Source organism: Leisingera sp. SS27 (assembly GCF_028368855.1).
Taxonomy (GTDB): Bacteria; Pseudomonadota; Alphaproteobacteria; order Rhodobacterales; family Rhodobacteraceae; genus Leisingera.
In genome coordinates this window covers 356,324-379,305 of sequence record NZ_JAQNCY010000002.1, presented here as the reverse complement: position 1 = coordinate 379,305, position 22,982 = coordinate 356,324, and the positions used below count along the sequence as shown (strand labels likewise).

The following is a 22,982-nucleotide window of genomic DNA, read 5'->3' as shown; positions in this document are numbered from 1 at the left end:
AAAGCCCTTGCAGCGCGTGCATAGCGGCTTGCCGGTTGCGTCAGTTGTTCGACTCATTCCCCGGTCCTATCTCGGTGTCACATCGAAAGACTGAACAAAGACCGCCGGGAATAGGCCCGGCATCAGACACGAAGGACCTGAACGATGGCACATGTTATCTCCGCTGCACACACCGGCCACAGCCTGACCGCCCGCATCCGCGCAACCGTCGAAGGCCTGGTGGATTCCTGGACCAAAGCCCGCGAATTCCAGCGCACCTACAACGAGCTGGACGCGCTGTCCGACCACGAGCTCTCGGACATCGGCGTCCGCCGCAGCGACATTGCCGACATCGCGCATCAGCACGTCTACGGCTAAGAATTCCCTTTTCCCGGGCGCTCCTCTCCTCCTCCTCTTCAAGCCCGGGCCAAAGCGCCTCTGCCCCTATCCGGGGCGGGGGCGGTTTCTATTGCGGGCTTTCAAGGTGCCTCACGCATTTGTGCTATGCACCCGCCGCATAGCCGCCAGACCGAAGCAGCCGTTGCGGGCCTGCCGGTCCATCCTTATCTCCCTGTCACTTCAGACGAACAGATCAAGCGACGCGCCGGAAGCACGTTCAGGCAGCGCAGCGAAGGAACAAGAACAATGGCTTATTCAACTCTCACCGCGCCGGTCTCTGCCGGCATCCCCGCCCGTTTTGCAGGCATCCTGTCCGGTCTTTACCGGAACTGGCAGCTGCGCCGCGAATACCGGCAGACTGTGCACGCCCTGCGCGCGCTCTCGGCCCGCGACCTGGCCGACATCGGCCTCAGCCGCTGCGCCATCCCCGGCGCCGCCCGCGAGCACGTCTACGGCAAGTGATCTCCCCGGCCGGCTGACGGATCCTCCTCCCTCTCCGAATGCCTGGCCCAAAGGCGCCCCTGCCATCCCGGCGGGGGCGTTTTTGTTTGTTGTCGGGGCACGCACAAAAAAACCGCCCGGCGGCAGGCCGGGCAGCGCCCGAACTGCCCCTGTCAAACCGAAGGTTTGACGCCGGCAAAACGGGGCGGGCGCTCCTCGCCCACCCCGGTTCGGGCACTGCCCTCCGTGATCTTCAAAACCGGGGTCGCCAGCCCGTTGCGCACTCACCGTACGCACCGCCTACGGGGTTTTAACCCCGCTCTGCCAACATCATCCCCGGTCATGATCACCCGCCGGGCCTGACACCCCCGGCACCTGGAACAGGGCTCCGGTCTGGCACCCGGAGCGCGCGATACGCGTATTCGCATGGGGGCAACCCCATCCCATCTCCACCCCGGCGGCGCCGCCACCCTTTAACGGACGGCCAGCAGCGGAACGGAAACAGAGACAGACGGCAGGACACGCAACCGGCAGGGCAGGGGCCTTGGCGAAGGTTTTGCGCGCATGCCAATTGCAGTGGCGTTCAAGCAGAGCGGTGGTACCGCTAGGCCACCCAGTGCATTGCTCTTCGCATCGTTTCTCCGAACTTCTTGTCCTGAAGCTCTGCCCAATTCTGAATCAGGATCTGCTCGGGCGTTATGTGGCGTTGGTAAGTTGCAGAGTAAGTGATTTTCCTATCCTGCCTGACCGGTGCATGCCTGTGGACACCAGCGTAGCTGAAGCGCAAATAAAGCAGCACGAACCCATATGCTTGCTCGATGCCAGCATCGCGCAGCTTGTCTCTGCAATTGCAGGCGTCCCTCGTAACTCTGTCAAAGTCAGACGCTGCCCTGCTTCTTTCTAGTCTGACAAAGCTGAGGAACAGGCGTTTGTCTTGAAGAATTTTTTGCCCTTCGACAGTCTTGGCTGCGCTATGCCGCTTCAGCTTCTCGCGTGTGAACTCATAGATCGAAAGATCGCCGTGCTCAGTTCCTGTAATATCCATGAATCTTTTTCTCATTGACAATGGGGTGATCAAACTGCGCGCTGAAGTGAACGTCAACACTGGCAGCCTCGCCCCCTTGATCCCATCCCCCAAGCCGTCTATAGGCACCCGGTGGCGTTCCGCGCCACAGAATCACCAATCAAGAAACGCCGTGTTTGGCCCATCACGCTTCGGGGGCCACATCCGGCAAGGAGAAGCGACATGAAACTTCACGAACTGCGCGACAATGCAGGCGCCGCCAAGAAACGCACCCGTGTGGCCCGTGGCCCGGGTTCCGGCAAAGGCAAAATGGGCGGCCGCGGCATCAAAGGCCAGAAATCCCGTTCGGGTGTCTCGATCAATGGCTACGAAGGCGGCCAGATGCCCTTGTACCAGCGTCTGCCCAAGCGCGGCTTCAACAAGCCGAACCGCAAGGCATACGCCGTTGTGAACCTGGGCCTGATCCAGAAATTCATCGACGCAGGCAAGCTGGACGCAGCCTCCATCACCGAGGATTCGCTGGTTGCTTCCGGCCTGGTCCGCCGCAAACTGGACGGCGTCCGCATCCTGGCCAAAGGCGAAATCACCGCCAAAGCAACCATCGCAGTCACCGGCGCATCCGCTGCTGCTGTTGACGCTGTTGCTAAAGCTGGCGGCACTCTGACTGTGGCAGCCCCCGCCGCCGCAGAGTAACGGCTTGTGAGCGGCGCCAATGCCGCTTACATAGTCTCCGAGTTTTCCTAGAACGCCGCCCGAGCCGGAAAACGGTTCCGGGCGGCGTTTCGCTAAAGAAGAGACCTTTTCATGGTATCAGCAGCAGAACAAATGGCGGCAAACACCAGCTGGGCTGCCCTTGGCAAAGCTACGGATCTGCGCAACCGCATCCTGTTCACCATCGGCCTTTTGATTGTCTACCGCCTGGGCACCTTCATTCCGGTTCCCGGCATCGACGCAGCCGCTCTGCGCCAGTTCATGGAGCAGGCAGGCCAGGGCATCGGCGGCATGGTGTCGATGTTCACCGGCGGCGCGCTTGGCCGCATGGGGATCTTTGCCCTCGGCATCATGCCTTATATCTCCGCCTCCATTATCGTTCAGCTTCTGACCTCGATGGTGCCCTCGCTTGAGCAGCTCAAGAAAGAGGGCGAGCAGGGCCGCAAGAAGATCAACCAGTACACCCGCTACGGCACCGTGGCGCTGGCGACCGCCCAGGCCTACGGCCTCGCCGTGTCGCTGGAGCAGGGCGATCTGGCCACCGATCCCGGCATGTATTTCCGCATGGCCTGCATGATCACTCTGGTCGGCGGCACCATGTTCCTGATGTGGCTGGGCGAGCAGATCACCCAGCGCGGCATCGGCAACGGCATCTCGCTGATCATCTTCGTCGGCATCATCGCCGAGGTTCCGGCAGCGATTGCCCAGTTCTTCGCCTCCGGCCGTTCCGGCGCGATCAGCCCCGCCGTGATCATCGGCGTGATCCTGATGGTCATCGCGGTGATCATGTTCGTGGTGTTCATGGAGCGCGCGCTGCGCAAGATCCACATCCAGTACCCGCGCCGCCAGGTCGGCATGAAGGTCTATGACGGCGGGTCCTCGCATCTGCCTGTCAAGGTGAACCCGGCGGGCGTGATCCCGGCGATCTTCGCCTCCTCGCTGCTGTTGCTGCCGACCACAATCTCGGCGTTCTCCTCAGGTGCGGCGACCGGTCCGGTGATGTCCTGGCTGCTGGCCAACTTCGGCCCCGGCCAGCCGCTGTACCTCTTGTTCTTCGTCGCGATGATCGTGTTCTTTGCCTATTTCTACACCTTCAACGTCTCCTTCAAACCGGAGGACGTGGCGAACAACCTGAAGAACCAGAACGGCTTTGTCCCCGGCGTCCGCCCCGGCAAGAAGACCGCTGAATACATCGAGTATGTGGTCAACCGCATCCTGGTTCTGGGCTCCGGCTACCTGGCCCTGGTCTGCCTCCTGCCGGAGGTCCTCCGCGGCCAATTCGCCATCCCTGTATATTTTGGCGGCACGTCCGTTCTGATTGTGGTATCCGTCACCATGGACACAATCCAGCAGGTGCAAAGCCACCTCCTCGCGCATCAGTATGAGGGCCTTATCGAGAAGAGCCAGCTGCGCGGGCGCAACAAGAAACGGACAAAACGGGGACCCTCTCGCCGATGACCAACATTATTCTCCTTGGCCCGCCTGGTGCGGGCAAAGGTACGCAAGCGCGTTACCTTGTGGAAAGCCGCCGCATGGTGCAGCTCAGCACCGGCGACATGCTGCGCGAGGCCCAGACCTCCGGCACCGAAATGGGCAAGAAGGTCGCCGCCATCATGGCCGAGGGCAAGCTGGTCACCGACCAGATCGTGATCGGCCTGATCCGCGAGAAGCTGCAGGACACTTCCCATGGCGGTTTCATCTTCGACGGCTTCCCGCGCACTCTGGCCCAGGCCGACGCGCTGGAGCGCCTGCTGCGCGAGATGCACCTGAAGCTTGATGCCGTGATCGAGATGCAGGTGGACGACGACGCGCTGGTCGCCCGCATCACCGGCCGCTCCACCTGCGGCGGCTGCGGCGAGGTCTACCACGACCAGACCAAGCCCTGGCCGGAAGACGGCAAATGCGCCAACTGCGGCAGCACTGACGTGCAGCGCCGGGCGGACGACAATGAGGACAGCCTCAAGACCCGCCTGATGGAATACTACAAGAAGACCTCGCCCCTGATTGGCTACTACTACGCCAAGGGCAACCTCCAGCGCCTGGACGGTCTCGCTTCGATTGAGGAAGTGCGCAAGAGCATGGCCTGGATCATGGGCGAATAAGCCGCCTTGCGGAAGCGGTTCCTGAACAGGGCGGCCTTAGGGCCGCCTTTCGTGTTTATGCGCCGCCAGGGCATAGGCCTGCACAAACTGCGCCTTCAGCGCTTCACCGCTGGCGGGCGACATCTCAGGGATATGTTCATTGATCCAGTTATCCTGGCCGGACATATTCAGGTACCCCATTGACCAGGTTTCAAACAAACGCCCGTCAGCGGACTCGTGCAGAACTTCGCAATAGTCATGGTGGCGGACGTCGGCCTTGATGCGGTCGCCAAGCCCCCTGATCTCGGCCTGCGGACCCTCGATCACCTGCAGATAGCTGCTCCCGCTGCGGATCAGAAAGCCGGTCACGTCCACGAGGAAATTGAGCGCCCTGGCTTCTTCAAGGATTTTGACGTCACAGTAGGGCGGGTGCGCTGCTTTGGACTTGTAAAGCAGTCTCGACAACATGGCCTGAAACCTCATGCACTCTGAAACAACACAATTCAGGATGCGGAACCGGCTGGTTTGTCGCTTCCGGCGCACCCCGGTGCCTTCTCCTGTGCAGAAGCATATTCCTTAGCGGTTGACGCCACCTTAAAATCCACATAGGCAACCCCATCCCTTCTGGGAATGATTCCCGGCGGATGGATTCGTCTGTCTGCCTTACCACCTCGAAATGCTGGACCCTCTGGCCACACTGCCACGGTCAAGTGTTGTGAAAAAAGGTTCCGGCGCTACGGAACCGCAACGAAAAGGAAAGTGACACGTGGCACGTATTGCCGGCGTTAACATCCCGACTGCAAAGCGGGTTCCCATCGCCCTCACCTACATCACCGGTATCGGCAACACCTCGGCGAAAGCCATCTGTGAGGCTGTTGGCATCGACGCAACCCGTCGTGTGAACGAACTGTCCGACGCTGAAGTTCTGGCCGTGCGCGAGCACATCGACGCCAACTACACCGTCGAAGGCGACCTGCGCCGTGAAGTGACCATGAACATCAAGCGCCTGATGGACCTGGGCTGCTACCGTGGCCTGCGCCACCGCCGCAACCTGCCGGTCCGCGGTCAGCGCACCCACACCAACGCCCGCACCCGTAAGGGCCCGGCGAAGCCGATCGCCGGCAAGAAGAAGTAAGGGGGGCTTGATCAATGGCACGCGATAAAACCCGTATTAAGCGTAAAGAGCGCAAGAACATCGCCACCGGCGTTGCTCACGTGAACTCTTCGTTCAACAACACCAAAATCCTGATCTCCGATGTGCAGGGCAACGCGATCTCCTGGTCGTCCGCCGGCACCATGGGCTTCAAAGGCTCCCGGAAATCCACTCCTTACGCCGCTCAGATGGCTGCTGAGGACGCGGGCAAGAAAGCCCAGGAACACGGTGTGAAGACCCTGGAAGTCGAAGTTCAGGGCCCCGGCTCTGGCCGTGAATCGGCTCTGCGCGCACTGGCCGCTGTCGGTTTCAACATCACTTCGATCCGTGATGTGACCCCGATCGCGCACAACGGCTGCCGCCCGCCGAAGCGCCGCCGCGTCTAATTCGAATTTTTTGCTGGGGCCCCGCTTGATTCGCAGGGCCCCAGTGCGTCATTTAAACCTCGGGCGTCCTTGGCCTTTTGGACATGGGGCAGGGACAGGAATGGAGGGAACGCATGATCCATAAGAACTGGGCAGAGCTGATCAAGCCGGCACAGCTGGAAGTGAAGCCGGGCAACGATCCTGCACGCCAGGCAACTGTCGTCGCAGAGCCGCTGGAACGCGGTTTCGGCCTGACCCTGGGCAACGCGCTGCGCCGCGTCCTGATGAGCTCGCTGCAAGGCGCGGCCATCACCAGCGTGCAGATCGACAACGTCCTGCACGAGTTTTCGTCCGTGGCCGGTGTCCGCGAAGACGTCACCGACATCATCCTGAACCTCAAGGGCGTGTCCCTGCGCATGGAAGTCGAAGGCCCCAAGCGCCTGTCGATCAATGCCAAGGGCCCGGCAGTTGTCACCGCTGGCGACATTGCCGAGACCGCAGGCATTGAGGTTCTGAACCGCGACCACGTGATCTGCCACCTGGATGACGGCGCCGACCTGTTCATGGAACTGACCGTGAACACCGGCAAGGGCTATGTCTCGGCAGACAAGAACAAGCCCGAAGACGCACCGATCGGCCTGATCCCGATCGACGCGATCTACTCGCCGGTCAAGAAGGTCTCCTATGACGTTCAGCCGACCCGTGAGGGCCAGGTTCTGGACTATGACAAGCTGACCATGAAGGTGGAAACCGACGGCTCCATCTCCCCTGATGATGCCGTGGCTTATGCTGCCCGCATCCTGCAGGACCAGCTGGGCATTTTCGTCAACTTCGACGAGCCGGAATCGGCCGGCCGTCAGGACGAGGACGACGGTCTGGAGTTCAACCCGCTTCTGCTCAAGAAAGTGGACGAACTGGAACTGTCTGTCCGTTCGGCAAACTGCCTGAAGAACGACAACATCGTCTATATCGGCGACCTGATCCAGAAGACCGAAGCCGAGATGCTGCGCACCCCGAACTTCGGCCGCAAGTCGCTGAACGAGATCAAAGAGGTTCTGTCGGGCATGGGCCTGCACCTTGGCATGGACGTCGAGGACTGGCCGCCGGACAACATCGAAGATCTGGCCAAGAAGTTCGAAGACAGCTTCTAAGTGTTTCGAGGAGGGCTCCGGCCCTCCTCTTCAATGCCCGGACTGCCGGGGACGAAACGGGCACCCGCCCCAAGGTGAGCGGCTGACACGCATCAGCCGCCTGACAAAGCAAAACGCAAGATAAGGAATTGAAAAATGCGTCACGCACGTGGTTACCGCCGCCTGAACCGTACTCATGAGCACCGCAAGGCCCTGTTCTCCAACATGGCCGGCTCGCTGATCGAGCACGAGCAGATCAAGACCACCCTGCCCAAAGCAAAAGAACTGCGCCCGATCATTGAAAAACTGATCACTCTGGCGAAACGCGGCGACCTGCACGCCCGCCGTCAGGCAGCTTCCAAGCTGAAAGAGGACAAGGACGTCGCGAAACTGTTCGAGGTTCTGGGCCCGCGCTACAAGGACCGTCAGGGCGGCTATGTCCGTGTTCTGAAGGCCGGCTTCCGTTACGGCGACATGGCTCCGATGGCCATCATCGAGTTCGTCGACCGCGACGTTTCCGCCAAAGGCGCTGCCGACAAGGCCCGCCTGGAAGCAGAAGAAGCAGCTGCTGAAGCAGACGAATAAGACGCGCTGAACCTGTCTGGGTTCACTGTCTGGCCCCCGCTCCGCCCGGAGCGGGGGTTTTTCTTACGCCACGGCAGCTCGCGGCGTTTCAGATTCACTTTCAACGTGAAAGGGAATCGTAATTTTCTTCTGCCTTAACGTTGTCATCCGAAATTTCCGGGACAGATGTGATGGCAAAGAACAAGACATCCGCGGCCAGGCGGTTCTCACTGGCAAACCTCAGTACCAAGGTGAAAATCGTTTCCGTCGCGGTGCTGCCGTTGCTTTTGGTGCTTGGGGTGGGGGTGCTTGCCGTCTTCAACCTGGGCCGGATGGACCAGTCGGCCAAGGCGGTGGATCACACCCAGGAAATCCTGACCGGTTCGCAGACCCTGGCAGAGGCGGCTTCGCAAATGGAGGCAGGCCTGCGCGGCTACCTTCTGGCGGGCCGGGAGGAGTACCTGGTCCCGTTCGAGGCGGGCAAAAGTCAGGTTGCTGAAACTCTCGCCAGCCTGCGCAACCTGGCAGCAGGCGATGCAGAGATGCTGGCCACCCTGGACGAGGCGGAGCAGACCCTGACCGGCTGGCAGGAAAACGTGGCCGCCGGCGCCATCGCGCTGCGCCAGGAAATCGGCGACGCCATGACCATGAACGACATGGCCGCCGAGGTGAAGAAATCCAAGGGCCGGGTCTACTTCGAGCAGTTCCGCACCGAGATGACCAATGTCATCGAGGAGGAGCAAGTCGAGCTGAACAACCGCCGCAACACCTTCATGTCGCTGGTCAATGCAGGCATTGCGGATCCGGACTATCTGAACACCTCGCTTCAGGCGGTGGAGCAGACCCACAAGGTGATCAGCCGCGCCAAGGACCTGCAGGCCGCCGCGGTGGACATGGAGACGGGCATGCGCGGCTTCCTTCTGGCAGGCGACCGGGAGTTTCTGGATCCCTACATGGAGGGCAACGGCCGCTTCAACGAAGTTATGGCCGACCTCCGGCTGGCGCTGGCAGACAACCTGATGCAGTCAAACCGCCTGAACAAGGTTGCGGGGATCATTGACGAATGGCGCAATGAAGTGGTGGTGCCGATGCTGCAGCTGCGCCGGGTGATCGGCAGTGCCGCCACCATGGATGACATGGCCGACCTGGTCGCAGAGGGCCGCGGCAAGGAGTATTTTGACAGCTTCCGCGCGACTATGGCTACCCTGCAGGCCGCCGGCAGCGCAGCTATGGCGGAACGCCGCGCCGCCAACGAGGAACTGGGCGCACAGACCCGCACCATGATCCCCGCGGCTATCGGCGGCGCCATCCTGATCGGCGGCATCCTGGCGCTTGTGATCGCCTCCGGCATTGCGTCGGGCATCCGCCGCATCGTGACGTCGATGCGCGGCCTGGCCGAGGGCAACAACGCGGTGGAGATCCATGGCCAGAACCGCGGCGATGAAGTCGGCGACATGGCCCGCGCGCTGGAGAAATTCCGCGACGAACTGGTGCGGATGCAGGAGGCGGAGGCGCAGAAGGCAGAGAGCAAGGACGCCGAACTGGCGGGCGTTGTGCGCGAGCTGAGCGAACGGCTGTCGCGGCTGGCCCACGGCGATCTGACCATCCGCATCGCTGAGCAATTCCCGGAGGAATACGAGCAGCTGCGCGCCGACTTCAACGGCTCGATCGACAATCTGAACGTCACCGTCCAGCAGGTGATCGAGGCCACCACGAGCATCCGCAGCGGTGCCGCGGAGATCAGCCAGGCTTCCGATGATCTGTCGCACCGCACCGAAAGCCAGGCGGCAACGCTGGAAGAAACCGCTGCTGCCATTGATGAGCTGACAGCCAGTGTGAAATCCGCGGCCGAAGGCGCCCGCAATGTGGAAAACACCGTGCGCGAGGCCCGCCAGGAAGCCGAAACCAGCGGCGAGGTGGTGCAGGAGGCGGTTGCCGCCATGGGCGGGATCGAGGACAGCTCGAAGAAGATCAGCCAGATCATCGGCGTGATCGACGACATTTCCTTCCAGACCAACCTTCTGGCGCTGAATGCCGGGGTGGAGGCCGCCCGTGCAGGCGAAGCGGGCCGCGGCTTTGCCGTGGTTGCCTCCGAGGTGCGGGCGCTGGCGCAACGCTCCTCAGACGCGGCGATGGAAATCAAGACACTGATCTCCGACAGCTCCCGTCAGGTGGACCAGGGCGTCGATCTGGTGGGCCGGGCAGGCCAGGCGCTGGAGTCCATCGTGGGCCGCGTCAGCCATATCTCGCAGCTGGTCTCTGAAATCGCCGAAGGCGCTGAGGAACAGTCCACCGGCCTGCATGAGATCAACACCGGCGTCACCCAGCTGGATCAGGTGACCCAGCAGAACGCCGCAATGGTGGAGGAAGCCACCGCGGCGGGCCACATGCTGAACAGCGACGCGATGAAGCTTGCAGACCTGGTGACGCGGTTCCAGGTGGACGGCAGCAGCGCCGCATTGGCAGCGCCGGCCGCGCCAGCGGCGCAGCCCTCGGCACATGGCGATGACGACTGGGCCGATGAGGATTGGGCGGCCGAGCCTGGCCCGGCGCCGGTTGCAGCCGCCGCCAGTGACGGCAATGCCGCCCGCGACATGTGGCAGGACTTCTGAGGTCTGCGCACAGGAAACTGCCAAGGGCTCTCCCGCAGCGGAGGGTCCTTGCGCTTTTTGGGGTGCGGGATTTTCAGGGGTGACAGCCCCGCGAATCTCCGCTAGCGTCCGGCCCATGACCCGTACCTATGCCGCATTCTGGTATTTCTTTTATCCGCGCCACATGGCGGACGGAGGGGTCAGCGCATTCCCGGGTTAGACAGACCGGAACGCACCAGGATACCACCAACCGCCCGCAGCCCGCAGGCGGTTTTTTTGTATCCGCCGCAGCGCCACGGGCCTCCCGCCAAGGAAGCTGAAACATGACACCGCAAACCGAAAACCTCCGCATCACCGGCATGCAGGAACTGATCTCGCCCGAGGACCTCGCCGCGCAGATGCCCTCGACGGCTGCCGCCACTGATACCGTTCTGGCCAGCCGCACCGCCATTCAGGACGTGCTGCACGGCCGCGACGGGCGCGTGGTGGCCGTGGTCGGCCCCTGTTCGATCCATGATCCCAAGGCGGCAATGGAATACGCCGAACGGCTGGCCCCGCTGCGCCAGAGGCTGGCAGGTGAGCTGGAGATCGTCATGCGGGTCTACTTCGAGAAGCCCCGCACCATCTCTGGCTGGAAGGGGCTGATCAACGATCCTGGCCTCGACAACTCCTTCCGCATCAACGAGGGCCTGGGGCTGGCGCGCCGCCTGTGCCTGGACATCAACGCGCTGGGCCTGCCGGTCGGGACAGAGTTCCTGGATACTGCGGTGCCGCAATACATCTCCGACCTGGTGGCTTGGGCCGCCATCGGCGCCCGCACCACGGAAAGCCAGATCCACCGCGAAATGGCCTCCGGCCTCAGCTGCCCGGTGGGCTTCAAAAACGGCACCCGCGGCAATGTGCAGATCGCGGTGGACGCGGTGCGCTCGGCCGCCCATCCGCATCATTTCATGGCACTGGCCAAGTCGGGCCGCGCGGCGATTGCGGCCACCAGCGGCAACCCGGACTGCCACCTGATCCTGCGCGGCGGCGGCGGCACAAACTATGACGCGGCCTCGGTCGATGCGGCCTGCAAACTGGCGGAAAAGGACGGCATCCGCGGCCATGTGATGATCGACGCCAGCCACGCCAACAGCGGCAAGGACCCGATGCGGCAGCCCGCGGTGCTGCGCGATGTGGCGGCACAGATTGCCGGCGGCGACAGCCGCATCACCGGCGTGATGGTGGAAAGCCATCTGGTGGCAGGCCGCCAGGACCTGGGCAAGGGGGCGCTGACCTACGGCCAGTCTGTCACCGACGGCTGCCTGGGATGGGAGGACACCGTGACAGAGCTGGAGCATCTGGCCGAAGCGGTTGCCAAACGCCGCACGGCGGCCCCGCAGGCGGAACTGGCAGAGGCCTGAGGCTTGCCAGGGGGCAGGCCTCTGAACTGCGCGGTCTGCTCCTTTATTCATCTGGCTGAAAATATCCCGGGGTGAATTGGCCGTCAGGCCAAGAGGGGCAGCGCCCCTCCGCCCCGCAAGGATGAGGCTTGCCTGCAGCCTTGCAATCCGGGTGCGCTCTCCGCATATCCTTCACGCAGCAACCAACGGAGCCCCCATGATCCGCCCAGCCCTGACCGCCTTTGCCCTGTGCCTTGCCCTGCCTGCGCTGGCCTTGCCCGCCGCCGCTGAAACCAGGGTGCCGCAGTCCCGGGCAGAGATCGCGCTGGGGTTTGCGCCGCTGGTCAAAGAAGCCTCTCCGGCGGTGGTCAACATCTATGCCAAGGTGGTGCGCCAGGTGCAGCAGCGCCGCCGCTCCCCGTTCATGAACGACCCGTTCTTCGACGATTTCTTCCGCGGTTTTGCCAAGCCGCAGCCGCGGGTGGAGAACTCTCTGGGGTCAGGAGTGATCCTGTCGGCGGATGGTATCGTGGTTTCCAACTACCACGTTGTCGGCAGCGCCACGGAAATCCGCGTGGTGACCAATGACCGGCGCGAGTACAATGCGCGGGTGATCCTGGGCGACAAGGCCAGCGACCTGGCAATCCTGCAGCTGGATGAGGCCGAAGACCTGCCGCATCTGGACCTGCGCGACAGCGATGAGGTCGAGGTGGGCGAGCTGGCGCTGGCGATCGGCAACCCGTTCGGGGTCGGCCAGACTGTCAGCAGCGGCATCATCTCCGGGCTTGCGCGCACCGGCATGGGGGCGGGCGATGGCTTTGGCTACTACATCCAGACCGACGCGCCGATCAACCCGGGCAATTCCGGCGGTGCGCTGATTGACGTCAACGGCGATCTCATCGGCATTAACACCCGCATCCTGTCGCGCTCCGGCGGCTCCAACGGCATCGGCTTTGCGATCCCCGCCAATCTGGTCAAACAATTCGTGGAACAGGCGCGGGACGGCGCCGAGGAGTTCCAGCGCCCCTGGGCGGGCATGGCCGGGCAGCCGGTGGATGCGGATCTGGCTGCCTCGCTGGGCATGGAGGTGCCGGAGGGCATGGTGGTCTCCGACCTGCACCGGGAAAGCCCCTTTGCCAAGGCAGGGTTCAAGGTGGGCGATGTGATCACCCATGTGGACGGCGAGGTGGTGAATTCGCCCTCCGAAATGGTGTTCCGCATGTCGGTCTCCGGCCTGGGCGGCACCGCGGACATTACCCGCCTGCGCGGGGACGAGCGCGAGGCGGTGGCGGTGCCGATGATCACCGCGCCGGACCAGCCGCCCGCCAACCCGGTGCAGCTGGATGAGCGGACTGCACTGCCCGGCCTGACCGTGGCGCAGATCAATCCGCAGGTGATTGCGCGGCTTGGCCTGCCGCTGTCGGCGGAGGGCGTGGTGGTCACCGATCCCGGCCCTTATGCGGGCCGCGGCGGGGTGCAGCCCGGCGATGCGCTCTTGGCGGTGAACGGCCAGCCCGTCAGCGGCACTGAGGACGTTTATGCCATCCTCGCAAACAGCGGCCGCTGGATTCAACTGGACCTGAACCGCCGCGGCCAGCGCGTCACCCTGCGGTTCCGCACCTGATGGCGGACCTGTTCGGCAGCCCGGAGCCTGGCAAGGACGAGGCGCAGCAGGCCAGCAGGAACCGGCCGCTGGCCGACCGCTTGCGGCCGCAGTCGCTGGCGGATGTGATCGGCCAGGAACAGGTGCTGGGTCCAGAGGCGCCTTTGGGCGTGATGCTGGCCTCAGGGTCTTTGTCGTCCCTGATCTTCTGGGGGCCGCCCGGCGTGGGCAAGACCACCATCGCACGGCTGCTTGCACGGGAGACTGACCTGCATTTTGTGCAGATCTCGGCGATCTTCACCGGTGTGCCGGATCTAAGGAAGGTGTTTGAGGCCGCCAAGATCCGCCGCCAGAACGGGCAGGGGACGCTGCTGTTCGTGGATGAGATCCACCGTTTCAACAAGGCCCAGCAGGACGGCTTCCTGCCGCATATGGAGGATGGCACCATCCTTCTGGTCGGGGCGACAACGGAGAATCCTTCGTTTGAGCTGAACGCCGCTGTGCTGTCCCGCTCGCAGGTGCTGGTGCTGGAGCGGCTGTCGCTGGCCGACCTCGAACGCCTGACCCAGCGCGCCGAGAAGGAGCTGGGCCGCGCCTTGCCGCTGCGCGGGGATGCCCGCGACGCGCTGCATGAGATGGCCGATGGCGACGGGCGGGCGCTTCTGAACCTTATTGAACAAGTTGCCGCCTGGAAGGTGGAGGCGCCCCTGGGGCGTGAGGCGCTGTCAAACCGGCTGATGCGCCGCGCGGCCAAGTTCGACAAATCCGGCGACGAGCATTACAACCTGATTTCCGCCCTGCACAAGTCGATCCGCGGCTCTGATCCGGATGCGGCGCTTTACTGGCTGGCGCGGATGCTGGAGGGCGGCGAGGACCCGCGGTTTCTGGCCCGGCGCCTCACGATGATGTCGACCGAGGATATCGGCATGGCCGACCCGCAGGCTAATACCGTCTGCCTCAACGCCTGGCAGACATATGAGCGTCTTGGCAGCCCGGAGGGCGAACTGGCGCTGGCCAACGCCGCCGTCTATCTGGCGCTGGCGCCGAAATCCAACGCGGTCTATGTGGGCATCAAGGCCGCCCGGCGGCTGGCCAAGCAGACCGGCAGCGCGCCGCCGCCCAAGCATATCCTGAACGCGCCGACCAAGCTGATGTCGGAGCAGGGCTATGGCGACGGCTATGCCTATGACCACGATGCCGAGGACGGGTTCTCCGGCCAGAACTACTTCCCCGACGGGGTGAAACGCCCGGTTCTGTATCAGCCGGTGGAGCGCGGGTTCGAGCGCGAGCTGAAGCGGCGCACGGATTATTTCGCGAACCTCAGGGCAAAGCGGAACAAGTGAAGCGGCTTTGCCGGCAAAGCCGCTGCCTCCGGCGGGAGTATTTGGAGCAAGATGAAAGAGCCGGGAGCCATTTGCTGGCAGCCCTGCGCGCCGTGCAACACGGGCAAAACTTGACATCCCTGCCTGTGCCGGCGACAGGACGGGGATGATTTCTTCGGTTTCCATGGTGGCCCTTGGCGGCGCAATCGGGGCGGTGTGCCGTTATCTGGCCGGGCTGGGCATCATCCGGGTGCTGGGGCATCACGATTTCCCGGTGGCGATCCTGACGGTGAACATCCTCGGCTCGTTTCTGATGGGGATGTTCGTGGTGGCGGCGGCGCTGCGGGACCTGACCTGGCTCAGCCCGCTGGTGATGACCGGGCTGCTGGGCGGGTTCACGACCTTCTCGGCGTTCTCGCTGGAGACCGCCAACCTGATCGAGCGCGGCGCCTTCGGGCAGGCGGCGCTCTATGTAGCTTTGTCCGTGGGCCTGTCGGTCGGCGGTTTGTTTCTGGGCCTGATGGCCGCAAGAGGAGTGTTCGCATGAGCGGCGTTCAGATGATTACCGTCAGCGAAGACGATGGCGGCCAGCGCATTGACCGCTGGCTGCGGCGGCTGTTTCCGCATGTGAACCAGGGCCGCATCGAGAAGATGTGCCGCAAGGGCGAGCTGCGGCTGGACGGCGCCCGCGTGAAGGCCAATACCCGTGTCGAGGCGGGGCAGGTGGTGCGGGTGCCGCCGCTGGCGGACAGCGACCTGAAACCTGCCGCGCCGCGCGAGATGCGGGTTTCCGATGCCGACGCCAAGATGATCCGCGACTGCGTCATTTACCGCGACGATGACGTGATCGTGTTGAACAAGCCTGCAGGCCTGGCGGTGCAGGGCGGCTCTGGCACCACCAAACATGTGGATGGTCTGGCAGAGGCGCTGAAGTTCGGGCTGGAAGACAAACCCAAGCTGGTGCACCGGATCGACAAGGACACTTCCGGCGTGCTGGTGCTGGCAAGGAACCGCAAGGCAGCCCAGGGGCTGACCGCTGCCTTCCGCCACAAGAACACCCGCAAGATCTACTGGGCCTTGGTGGCCGGCGTGCCAACGCCGTACCTGGGCGAGATCAAGAACGGGCTGGTCAAGGCGCCGGGGCATGGCAAGTCCGGCGAAGGCGAGAAGATGATCAACGTGCATCCGCACGACATCGACGACACGCTCGGCGCCAAGCGCGCGCATACGCTTTACGCCACGCTCTACCGGGTGGCCAGCCGCGCCGCATGGGTGGCGATGGAGCCGATCACCGGGCGCACCCACCAGCTGCGGGCGCATATGTCCGGCATGGGCCATCCGATTGCGGGCGACGGCAAATACGGCGGCTCGGGTCAGGAGAACCTGGGCGACGGCTGGGGGGCCTCGATCGGCGGGGTGATCTCCAAGAAACTGCATCTGCATGCCCGCCGGATGGTGTTTGAGCACCCGGTGACGCACAAGCCGGTCTCGGTGGTGGCGCCGCTGCCGGAGCATATGAAGGAAAGCTGGGAGACCTTCGGCTGGACCGAGGATCTGGCAGCGGACGACCCGTTCGAGGATCTGAAGTGAGCGCGGACCTGCGGCTGATCCTGTTTGACGTGGATGGCACCCTGGTGGACAGCCAGGGCGCGATCACTGGCGCGATGGATGAGGCTTTTCAAGGGGTTGGCCTGGAAACACCGCCGCGCGAAATGATCCTGTCCATTGTCGGCCTGTCGCTGCCGCTGGCGATGCAGGAACTGGCGCCGGAGCAGGACGCCGCCACGCTGGAGGCGCTGGTGGAGGGCTACAAGTCCTCTTACATGCTGGCGCGCGAGGCGGCGGGCGCGGCGCATTCGCCGCTTTATCCCGGCACGCAGGAGATGCTTGCGGAGCTGAACGAGGTGCCGGAATACCTGCTGGGGGTCGCCACCGGCAAATCCCAGCGCGGCGTGGATGCGCTGATCGCGGCGCATGGGCTGAATTGCTTTGTGACGCGGCAGGTGGCCGATCACCACCCGTCCAAGCCGCATCCGTCGATGGTGCTGACGGCGATGGCGGAGACCGGTGTGGAGCGGGCAAGCACCGTGATGATCGGCGACACGCGGTTTGACATTGAAATGGGGCGCGCAGCGGGGGTCACCACCATCGCCGTGCCCTGGGGCTATCACCCGGCAGAGACATTGGGCGCCGACTACCTGATCCGCGATTTCGCGGAGCTGCGCCCGTTGCTGGCAGAGATCTGGAAGGGCTAGGATATGAGCGGCTGGGCACAAAAGCGGTTCTGGAAAGAGGTCACCGTGGCAGAAACCGCAGAAGGTTTCGCAGTGGAGCTGGACGGCCGCCGGGTCAAGACCCCGGCCAAGGCGGCGCTGGCGGTGCCGACACGGGAAATGGCAGAGGCGATTGCAGCGGAATGGGACGCCCAAACCGAATCAGTTGACCCGAAAACCATGCCCTGCACCCGCTCTGCCAATGCCGCCATCGACAAGGTGACACATCAGCACACCGAAGTTGCGGCAATGCTGTCTGAGTACGGCGACAGCGATTTGTTGTGCTACCGGGCGGACTCTCCGGTTGAGCTGGCGTCCCGGCAGGCCGCCGAATGGGACCCGGTTCTGGACTGGGCGGAAGCGGAACTAGGGGTGCGCCTGCAGCCCCGGACCGGGGTTCTGCACCAGCCGCAGGAGGCCGCAGCCCTGGCGGTTCTGGCAGAAAAAACCCGCGCCATGACGCCTTTCCAGCTGGCCGCATTTCACGACCTGGTAGGCATTTCAGGCTCTTTGATCCTTGGGTTTGCAGCCGCTTCCGGCTGGCGCAGTGCCGATGAAATCTGGCAGCTGTCGCGTCTGGATGAACGCTGGCAGGAAGAGCAGTGGGGCGAGGACGAGGAAGCCCAGGCCGCAGCCGAGGTGAAACGGCAGGAATTCCTGCACGCCAAGCGATTCTACGATTTCTCCTGACCGGATAAGAAATTACTTATCCACAGCCGGACCTGAAATAAAATTCCGCGCGGACCCCGTTCGTGCGGAATTCGTACATCGAAATTCCTGATACCGCACTTGACGTTTGCTGATGAATGCGCCCAAACTCAGCCACGAATTAGGGGCAAACCCTTCTTCAGTCTCATATCCGGCGGGGGATCGCCGGAAAATAAGAACCGCCGAATGGCGGGCTATCAGGAAGAGGTAAATATGAAAAAATCCGTTATTTTGGGCGCAATGACCTTTGCCGGTCTTGCGGCTGGCGCAGCATCTGCTGGCACGCTGGACGATGTGAAGGCCCGCGGCAAGCTGAACTGCGGCGTCACCACCGGCCTGGTCGGCTTTGCGGCCCCGAATGCAAACGGTGAATGGGAAGGCTTTGACGTTGCCGTCTGCCGTGCTGTGGCTGCAGCCGTGCTGGGCGACTCCAACGCTGTCGAATTCGTGCCGACCACCGGCAAGACCCGCTTTACCGCGCTGGCGTCTGGCGAAATCGACATGCTGGCCCGCAACACCACCTGGACCTTCAGCCGCGACGTTGACCTGAAGTTCGAATTCGTGGGCGTCAACTACTATGACGGCCAGGGCTTCATGGTCCCGAAAGAGCTGGGCGTGTCCTCGGCCAAGGAACTGGACGGCGCCACCGTCTGCATCCAGACCGGCACCACCACCGAGCTGAACCTGGCGGACTTCTTCCGCTCCAACAACATCAGCTACGAGCCGGTTCCGATCGAAACCAACGCCGAAGCGCAGCAGCAGTACCTGGCAGGCGCCTGTGACGTCTACACCACTGACGCTTCCGGCCTGGCCGCAACCCGCGCCACCTTCGACGATCCGGCCGGCCACGTGATCCTGCCGGAAATCATCTCCAAGGAGCCGTTGGGCCCGCTGGTCCGCCATGGCGACCACGAGTGGGGCGACGTTGTGCGCTGGAGCCTGATGGCGCTGATCGCGGCAGAAGAGCTGGGCATCACCTCGGCCAACCTGGGCGAAATGGCAGCTGGCACCGAGAACCCGGAAATCAACCGCCTGCTGGGCAGCGAAGGCACCCTGGGCGAAATGCTGGGCCTGTCGGCTGACTGGGCCAAGAACGCAATCGCGTCGCAGGGCAACTACGGCGAGATCTTTGCCAAGAACATCGGCGAAGACACTCCGGTCGGCTTGGCCCGCGGCCTGAACGCTCAGTGGACCGAAGGCGGCCTGCTGTACGCTCCGCCGTTCCGCTAAACACACCACCGGGAGGGGCGCAGGATTTTCCTGCGCCCTTTTCCTATCATGAAAAAAGCTCTGGCAAGCTGCGGAGCGGGGACAACCCCGCCAGGATCAGAACGCCAGAGTCAGGGGATCACAATATATGTCAACGTTGACTGACCCGCCGAACGAAGGCTTTCGGCTGTCTATGCTCATCAACGATACCCGCTACCGTTCACTGACCTTCCAGGTGATCGCGGCTATCGTCCTTGCCCTGTGCATTTGGTATCTTGGAAACAACCTGATCCAGAACCTCCGCGCTGCCGGGCTCAACATTTCCTACACATTCCTGGGCGACCCGTCCGGCTATGACATCAACCAGCGCCTGGTTGAATACGACAGCCAGTCGAGCCACGCCAAGGCGGCTCTGGTCGGGCTGCTGAACACGCTGCTGGTGGCCTTCCTGGCCTGTATCACTGCGACTGTGTTCGGCGTGATCGCAGGTGTTCTGCGGCTGTCCAACAACTGGCTCGTCTCCAAGCTGATGGCGGTCTACGTTGAGATCTTCCGCAACATTCCGGTACTGATCTGGATCATCATCATCTTCACCATCATGACAGCCGTGCTGCCGGGACCGCGGGAATTCCGCGGCGACAACGCAACGTCCAGCATGCTGTTTGACGCCTTTGCCTTCACCAACCGCGGCATCTATATCCCGATGCCCTGGTTCGAAAACGGCATCTTTGCCAGCACAGCAATGAACTGGCTTCTGGTGCTGGCCGGGTTTGCAGGCTCCTGGATTGCGGCGCATCAGATCAACGTCTGGGCCAACAACAAGCAGGAATCCACCGGCGTACGGCCCAAGACCACGGCACTGATCCTCGCCGCGTGGCTGGTGCCGTTTCTGGCGCTGATGCTGATCATGGGGCTGACCTGGGAATATCCTGAGCTGAAGGGCTTCAACTTCAGCGGCGGCATCAAGGTCGGCGGCCCGCTGATCGCGCTGTGGTTCGCGCTGTCGATCTACACCGGCGCCTTCATCGCGGAAAACGTCCGCGCGGGTATCCAGGCTGTGTCCAAGGGCCAGACCGAGGCCGCATCGGCCCTGGGGCTGCGTCCGCGCCGGGTGATGAACCTGGTGGTTCTGCCGCAGGCGCTGCGGGTGATCATCCCGCCGCTCATCTCGAACTTCCTCAACATCACCAAGAACTCCTCGCTGGCGATTGCCGTGGGCTATGCGGATATCACCGCAACTCTGGGCGGGATCACCCTGAACCAGACCGGCCGCGCCATTGAATGTGTTCTGCTTCTGATGCTGTTCTACCTGACCGCTTCGCTGACCATCTCGATGGTGATGAACGTCTACAACGCATCTGTTAAGTTGAAGGAGCGCTGAGACATGAGCGATACGCACGCACACTCCATCGCCTTTGTCCGCGATACCGAAATCCCGCCGTCGCCGCCGCCAGCCGGGGAAACCGGCGCGGTCAAATGGCTGCGGGAAAACCTGTTCTCCAATGCAGTGAACTCTGCCCTGACCATTGCATCGCTGCTGGTCATCTACATTCTGCTCAGCAAGACCCTGCCGTGGCTGCTGAACGGCGTGTGGACCACCAGCTCGCTGGCGGAATGCCGCGAGGTTCTGCAGGGCAAGACCGGCGCCTGCTTCTCGGTGCTGACCGAACGCTGGAACCAGCTTCTGTATGGTTTCAAATACCCGTCGGACCAGTACTGGCGCCCGAACCTGGCCCTGGTGCTCTTGCTGTTTGCCATTGCGCCGGTTCTGTTCTTTGACTTGCCGCGCAAGCTGTTGGCCTTTACCGCGGTCTACCCGTTTCTGGCCTTCTGGCTGATCTGGGGCGGCACCATCCTGGCGCCCATCGTGGCACTGGTCGGCTTTGCTGCAGGCGCATTCGTGTTCCAGACCTACGGCAAGAGCAGTTTTGCGGTCGGCTTCTTCGGGGCGATTGCCGCAGCCTTTGCTGTGTGGATCATCGGCGGAATGCTGATCCCGGACGGGGCGTCCGACAACGCCATGCTGCAGGCCGTGCCGTCGCGCGACCTGGGCGGCTTCATGCTGAACCTGATGCTGGGCGTGACCTGTGTGTCGCTGTCGCTGCCGTTGGGCATCGCGCTGGCGCTGGGCCGTCAGTCGGACATGCCGCTGATCAAGTGGATGTGCGTCGTCTTCATCGAGTTCGTGCGCGGCGTGCCGCTGATCACCCTGCTGTTCGTGGCATCGGTGATGCTGGCCTACTTCTTCCCGCCGGAAAGCACCGTCGACCTGTTCCTGCGCGTGGTGATCATGATCACCATGTTCTCGGCAGCCTATATCGCCGAGGTGATCCGCGGCGGCCTGGCAGCCCTGCCGAAGGGACAGTATGAAGCGGCTGACAGCCTTGGCCTGGATTACCCCCAGGCGATGCGGCTGATCATCCTGCCGCAGGCGCTGAAGATCTCCATCCCGGGCATCGTGAACGTGGCCGTCGGCCTGTTCAAGGACACCACCCTGGTTTCGGTCATCTCGATGTTCGACCTGGTGGGCATGATCCGCGGCCCGATCCTCGCCTCCACCGAGTGGAACGGGGTCTATTGGGAGCTTCTGGGCTTTGCTGCGCTTCTGTTCTTCGTCGTCTGCTACGGCATTTCACAATACTCACAGTGGCTCGAGCGCCGTCTCGCCACCGACCACCGTTAAGGAGTTCAACATATGTCTGAACTTATGTCCGACCGCGCAATCGACCGCTCCAAAATGCAGGTGAGCGACGAGGTTGCCATTGAAATCACCAACATGAACAAGTGGTACGGGTCCTTCCACGTGCTGCGCGACATCAATCTGACCGTCAACCAGGGCGAGCGGATCGTGATCGCGGGCCCGTCGGGCTCCGGCAAATCCACCCTGATCCGCTGCCTGAACGCGCTGGAAGAGCACCAGCAGGGCAAGATCGTGGTGGATGGCACCGAGTTGTCCAACGACCTCAAGAACATCGACAAGATCCGGTCCGAGGTCGGGATGGTGTTCCAGCACTTCAACCTGTTCCCGCATCTGACCATTCTGGAGAACTGCACCCTGGCGCCGATCTGGGTCCGCAAGACACCCAAGAAGGAAGCCGAAGAGCGGGCGATGCACTTCCTGGAGAAGGTGAAGATCCCGGAGCAGGCCCACAAATACCCGGGCATGCTGTCGGGCGGCCAGCAGCAGCGTGTGGCCATCGCGCGCTCGCTTTGCATGATGCCGCGCATCATGCTGTTCGACGAACCCACGTCGGCGCTGGACCCGGAGATGATCAAGGAAGTCTTGGACACCATGATCGAACTGGCCGAGGAAGGCATGACCATGCTGTGTGTGACCCACGAGATGGGCTTTGCCCGTCAGGTGGCGAACCGGGTGATCTTCATGGATGCGGGCCAGATCGTCGAACAGAACGAGCCGGAAGAGTTCTTCAACAACCCGAAGAGCGACCGCACCAAACTGTTCCTCAGCCAGATCCTGGGCCACTGAGGCAACTGCACCACCAAACAGAAAGGCCGGGCACTGCGCCCGGCCTTTTTTGTTGCGGAACCTGTGTTCAGGAATGGCTTGCGAATACCTCAGTCGTGCCGTCCGCCAGGATCAACAGGGTGTCAAACGCCTCGCGCTCGTCCCCCATCTCCATGCCCGGTGAGCCGATCGGCATGCCCGGCACGCTCAGCCCCAGCGCCTTGGGCTGTTCCGCCAGCAGCCGCCGGATGTCTTCGGCAGGCACATGGCCCTCGATCACATAAGGCCCGGCCATTGCGGTATGGCAGGAGGACAGATCGCCGCTGACGCCCAGCCGCTCCTTCATGGCCCACAGATCCGCGTCCGCCACATTGCGCACCTCGGTCTGGAATCCGGCGGCGGCCAGATGATCGGCCCAAGCGGAGCAGCAGCCGCAGCTGGGCGATTTCATGATGCGGATGGTCTCTGCCGCTGCCACGAAACCGGGCAGGGCGGCAAAGGGGAGGGCGGCTGCGGCCAGCAGCATAAAACGGCGGTGCATGACGGTCTCCAGTCCGGCAAATGTCTGGCAGGCAATCTAA

The 22,982-nt window shown here is 63.0% G+C and carries 24 protein-coding genes; 21 read left to right on the top strand and 3 right to left on the bottom strand.

The window, feature by feature from the left end; translation table 11 throughout:
- The first annotated feature begins 144 nt into the window (after window positions 1–144).
- Window positions 145–357: a DUF1127 domain-containing protein gene (locus N6L27_RS07690; RefSeq protein ID WP_019298005.1), complete on the top strand. Its 213-nt coding sequence runs from the start codon at window positions 145–147 to the stop codon at window positions 355–357.
- A gap of 267 nt (window positions 358–624) precedes the next feature.
- Window positions 625–840, top strand: coding sequence for a DUF1127 domain-containing protein (locus N6L27_RS07685; protein WP_039183849.1), 216 nt, complete (start codon window positions 625–627; stop codon window positions 838–840).
- Between the two features lie 583 nt (window positions 841–1,423).
- On the opposite strand, the gene N6L27_RS07680 is transcribed toward N6L27_RS07685, so the two are convergent.
- Window positions 1,424–1,864, bottom strand: a complete 441-nt coding sequence (locus tag N6L27_RS07680; protein ID WP_271906662.1) for a hypothetical protein — start codon at window positions 1,862–1,864, stop codon at window positions 1,424–1,426.
- A 201-nt stretch (window positions 1,865–2,065) separates the two neighbouring features.
- Between N6L27_RS07680 and rplO the strand changes: the two genes are divergently transcribed.
- The 3 genes from rplO (at window position 2,066) to N6L27_RS07665 (ending at window position 4,656) form a co-directional block, all read left to right on the top strand.
- Window positions 2,066–2,536, top strand: coding sequence for a 50S ribosomal protein L15 (gene rplO, locus N6L27_RS07675; protein WP_019298008.1), 471 nt, complete (start codon window positions 2,066–2,068; stop codon window positions 2,534–2,536).
- 111 nt (window positions 2,537–2,647) lie between these two features.
- Window positions 2,648–4,012 (top strand): preprotein translocase subunit SecY, encoded by a 1,365-nt coding sequence (gene secY / locus N6L27_RS07670; RefSeq protein ID WP_019298009.1) that lies wholly within the window; start codon window positions 2,648–2,650, stop codon window positions 4,010–4,012.
- Complete coding sequence (locus N6L27_RS07665; RefSeq protein ID WP_271906659.1) at window positions 4,009–4,656, top strand: adenylate kinase; 648 nt, start codon at window positions 4,009–4,011, stop codon at window positions 4,654–4,656. Before secY ends, N6L27_RS07665 begins: the two co-directional genes overlap by 4 nt.
- A gap of 36 nt (window positions 4,657–4,692) precedes the next feature.
- On the opposite strand, the gene N6L27_RS07660 is transcribed toward N6L27_RS07665, so the two are convergent.
- The gene (locus tag N6L27_RS07660; RefSeq protein ID WP_271906657.1) at window positions 4,693–5,103 is read right to left on the bottom strand and encodes a BLUF domain-containing protein; all 411 of its coding nucleotides are present in this window, start codon (window positions 5,101–5,103) and stop codon (window positions 4,693–4,695) included.
- Between the two features lie 298 nt (window positions 5,104–5,401).
- Between N6L27_RS07660 and rpsM the strand changes: the two genes are divergently transcribed.
- The 16 genes from rpsM to N6L27_RS07580 all read left to right on the top strand — a co-directional run bounded on the left by rpsM (window position 5,402) and on the right by N6L27_RS07580 (window position 22,422).
- The gene (rpsM, locus tag N6L27_RS07655; RefSeq protein ID WP_019298012.1) at window positions 5,402–5,770 is read left to right on the top strand and encodes a 30S ribosomal protein S13; all 369 of its coding nucleotides are present in this window, start codon (window positions 5,402–5,404) and stop codon (window positions 5,768–5,770) included.
- A gap of 14 nt (window positions 5,771–5,784) precedes the next feature.
- A complete protein-coding gene (rpsK, locus tag N6L27_RS07650; RefSeq protein WP_271906653.1) occupies window positions 5,785–6,174 on the top strand; it encodes a 30S ribosomal protein S11 in 390 nt (129 codons plus the stop codon).
- Window positions 6,175–6,287: 113 nt separating this feature from the next.
- Window positions 6,288–7,304, top strand: coding sequence for a DNA-directed RNA polymerase subunit alpha (locus tag N6L27_RS07645; RefSeq protein WP_260017158.1), 1,017 nt, complete (start codon window positions 6,288–6,290; stop codon window positions 7,302–7,304).
- Between the two features lie 135 nt (window positions 7,305–7,439).
- Window positions 7,440–7,868, top strand: coding sequence for a 50S ribosomal protein L17 (gene rplQ, locus N6L27_RS07640; protein ID WP_019298015.1), 429 nt, complete (start codon window positions 7,440–7,442; stop codon window positions 7,866–7,868).
- Between the two features lie 170 nt (window positions 7,869–8,038).
- Window positions 8,039–10,459 carry a CHASE3 domain-containing protein gene (locus N6L27_RS07635; RefSeq protein WP_271906650.1) on the top strand — a complete coding sequence of 807 codons (2,421 nt, stop codon included), beginning with the start codon at window positions 8,039–8,041 and terminating at the stop codon, window positions 10,457–10,459.
- Between the two features lie 302 nt (window positions 10,460–10,761).
- On the top strand, window positions 10,762–11,841 hold the full coding sequence (locus N6L27_RS07630; protein ID WP_271906648.1) for a 3-deoxy-7-phosphoheptulonate synthase: 1,080 nt from the start codon (window positions 10,762–10,764) through the stop codon (window positions 11,839–11,841).
- Window positions 11,842–12,037: 196 nt separating this feature from the next.
- Window positions 12,038–13,444 carry a trypsin-like peptidase domain-containing protein gene (locus tag N6L27_RS07625; protein WP_271906647.1) on the top strand — a complete coding sequence of 469 codons (1,407 nt, stop codon included), beginning with the start codon at window positions 12,038–12,040 and terminating at the stop codon, window positions 13,442–13,444.
- Complete coding sequence (locus tag N6L27_RS07620) at window positions 13,444–14,766, top strand: replication-associated recombination protein A (RefSeq protein WP_271906645.1); 1,323 nt, start codon at window positions 13,444–13,446, stop codon at window positions 14,764–14,766. The genes N6L27_RS07625 and N6L27_RS07620 overlap by 1 nt, the downstream gene beginning before the upstream one ends.
- Window positions 14,767–14,911: 145 nt before the next feature.
- Window positions 14,912–15,292, top strand: a complete 381-nt coding sequence (gene crcB, locus N6L27_RS07615) for a fluoride efflux transporter CrcB (RefSeq protein ID WP_271906644.1) — start codon at window positions 14,912–14,914, stop codon at window positions 15,290–15,292.
- The gene (locus tag N6L27_RS07610) at window positions 15,289–16,335 is read left to right on the top strand and encodes an RluA family pseudouridine synthase (RefSeq protein ID WP_271906642.1); all 1,047 of its coding nucleotides are present in this window, start codon (window positions 15,289–15,291) and stop codon (window positions 16,333–16,335) included. Before crcB ends, N6L27_RS07610 begins: the two co-directional genes overlap by 4 nt.
- Window positions 16,332–17,000, top strand: coding sequence for an HAD family hydrolase (locus tag N6L27_RS07605; RefSeq protein ID WP_271906641.1), 669 nt, complete (start codon window positions 16,332–16,334; stop codon window positions 16,998–17,000). Before N6L27_RS07610 ends, N6L27_RS07605 begins: the two co-directional genes overlap by 4 nt.
- A 3-nt stretch (window positions 17,001–17,003) precedes the next feature.
- Complete coding sequence (locus tag N6L27_RS07600) at window positions 17,004–17,708, top strand: ATP12 family chaperone protein (RefSeq protein ID WP_271906639.1); 705 nt, start codon at window positions 17,004–17,006, stop codon at window positions 17,706–17,708.
- 231 nt (window positions 17,709–17,939) lie between these two features.
- Window positions 17,940–18,956, top strand: coding sequence for an amino acid ABC transporter substrate-binding protein (locus N6L27_RS07595; RefSeq protein ID WP_039183987.1), 1,017 nt, complete (start codon window positions 17,940–17,942; stop codon window positions 18,954–18,956).
- Between the two features lie 127 nt (window positions 18,957–19,083).
- Window positions 19,084–20,316, top strand: a complete 1,233-nt coding sequence (locus tag N6L27_RS07590) for an amino acid ABC transporter permease (protein WP_271906636.1) — start codon at window positions 19,084–19,086, stop codon at window positions 20,314–20,316.
- Window positions 20,317–20,319: 3 nt separating this feature from the next.
- Window positions 20,320–21,618, top strand: coding sequence for an amino acid ABC transporter permease (locus tag N6L27_RS07585; RefSeq protein WP_271906635.1), 1,299 nt, complete (start codon window positions 20,320–20,322; stop codon window positions 21,616–21,618).
- A gap of 12 nt (window positions 21,619–21,630) precedes the next feature.
- Complete coding sequence (locus tag N6L27_RS07580; RefSeq protein WP_039173494.1) at window positions 21,631–22,422, top strand: amino acid ABC transporter ATP-binding protein; 792 nt, start codon at window positions 21,631–21,633, stop codon at window positions 22,420–22,422.
- Window positions 22,423–22,489: 67 nt separating this feature from the next.
- On the opposite strand, the gene N6L27_RS07575 is transcribed toward N6L27_RS07580, so the two are convergent.
- Window positions 22,490–22,942, bottom strand: coding sequence for a DUF411 domain-containing protein (locus N6L27_RS07575; protein WP_271906632.1), 453 nt, complete (start codon window positions 22,940–22,942; stop codon window positions 22,490–22,492).
- Window positions 22,943–22,982: the final 40 nt, after the last annotated feature.

Coding starts and splice junctions, on each gene's coding strand:
- N6L27_RS07690 (WP_019298005.1), top strand. CDS start 145: ATGGCACATGTTATCTCCGCTGCACACACCGGCCACAGCCTGACCGCC.
- N6L27_RS07685 (WP_039183849.1), top strand. CDS start 625: ATGGCTTATTCAACTCTCACCGCGCCGGTCTCTGCCGGCATCCCCGCC.
- N6L27_RS07680 (WP_271906662.1), bottom strand. CDS start 1,864: ATGGATATTACAGGAACTGAGCACGGCGATCTTTCGATCTATGAGTTC.
- rplO (WP_019298008.1), top strand. CDS start 2,066: ATGAAACTTCACGAACTGCGCGACAATGCAGGCGCCGCCAAGAAACGC.
- secY (WP_019298009.1), top strand. CDS start 2,648: ATGGTATCAGCAGCAGAACAAATGGCGGCAAACACCAGCTGGGCTGCC.
- N6L27_RS07665 (WP_271906659.1), top strand. CDS start 4,009: ATGACCAACATTATTCTCCTTGGCCCGCCTGGTGCGGGCAAAGGTACG.
- N6L27_RS07660 (WP_271906657.1), bottom strand. CDS start 5,103: ATGTTGTCGAGACTGCTTTACAAGTCCAAAGCAGCGCACCCGCCCTAC.
- rpsK (WP_271906653.1), top strand. CDS start 5,785: ATGGCACGCGATAAAACCCGTATTAAGCGTAAAGAGCGCAAGAACATC.
- N6L27_RS07645 (WP_260017158.1), top strand. CDS start 6,288: ATGATCCATAAGAACTGGGCAGAGCTGATCAAGCCGGCACAGCTGGAA.
- rplQ (WP_019298015.1), top strand. CDS start 7,440: ATGCGTCACGCACGTGGTTACCGCCGCCTGAACCGTACTCATGAGCAC.
- N6L27_RS07635 (WP_271906650.1), top strand. CDS start 8,039: ATGGCAAAGAACAAGACATCCGCGGCCAGGCGGTTCTCACTGGCAAAC.
- N6L27_RS07630 (WP_271906648.1), top strand. CDS start 10,762: ATGACACCGCAAACCGAAAACCTCCGCATCACCGGCATGCAGGAACTG.
- N6L27_RS07625 (WP_271906647.1), top strand. CDS start 12,038: ATGATCCGCCCAGCCCTGACCGCCTTTGCCCTGTGCCTTGCCCTGCCT.
- N6L27_RS07620 (WP_271906645.1), top strand. CDS start 13,444: ATGGCGGACCTGTTCGGCAGCCCGGAGCCTGGCAAGGACGAGGCGCAG.
- crcB (WP_271906644.1), top strand. CDS start 14,912: ATGATTTCTTCGGTTTCCATGGTGGCCCTTGGCGGCGCAATCGGGGCG.
- N6L27_RS07610 (WP_271906642.1), top strand. CDS start 15,289: ATGAGCGGCGTTCAGATGATTACCGTCAGCGAAGACGATGGCGGCCAG.
- N6L27_RS07600 (WP_271906639.1), top strand. CDS start 17,004: ATGAGCGGCTGGGCACAAAAGCGGTTCTGGAAAGAGGTCACCGTGGCA.
- N6L27_RS07595 (WP_039183987.1), top strand. CDS start 17,940: ATGAAAAAATCCGTTATTTTGGGCGCAATGACCTTTGCCGGTCTTGCG.
- N6L27_RS07590 (WP_271906636.1), top strand. CDS start 19,084: ATGTCAACGTTGACTGACCCGCCGAACGAAGGCTTTCGGCTGTCTATG.
- N6L27_RS07585 (WP_271906635.1), top strand. CDS start 20,320: ATGAGCGATACGCACGCACACTCCATCGCCTTTGTCCGCGATACCGAA.
- N6L27_RS07580 (WP_039173494.1), top strand. CDS start 21,631: ATGTCTGAACTTATGTCCGACCGCGCAATCGACCGCTCCAAAATGCAG.
- N6L27_RS07575 (WP_271906632.1), bottom strand. CDS start 22,942: ATGCACCGCCGTTTTATGCTGCTGGCCGCAGCCGCCCTCCCCTTTGCC.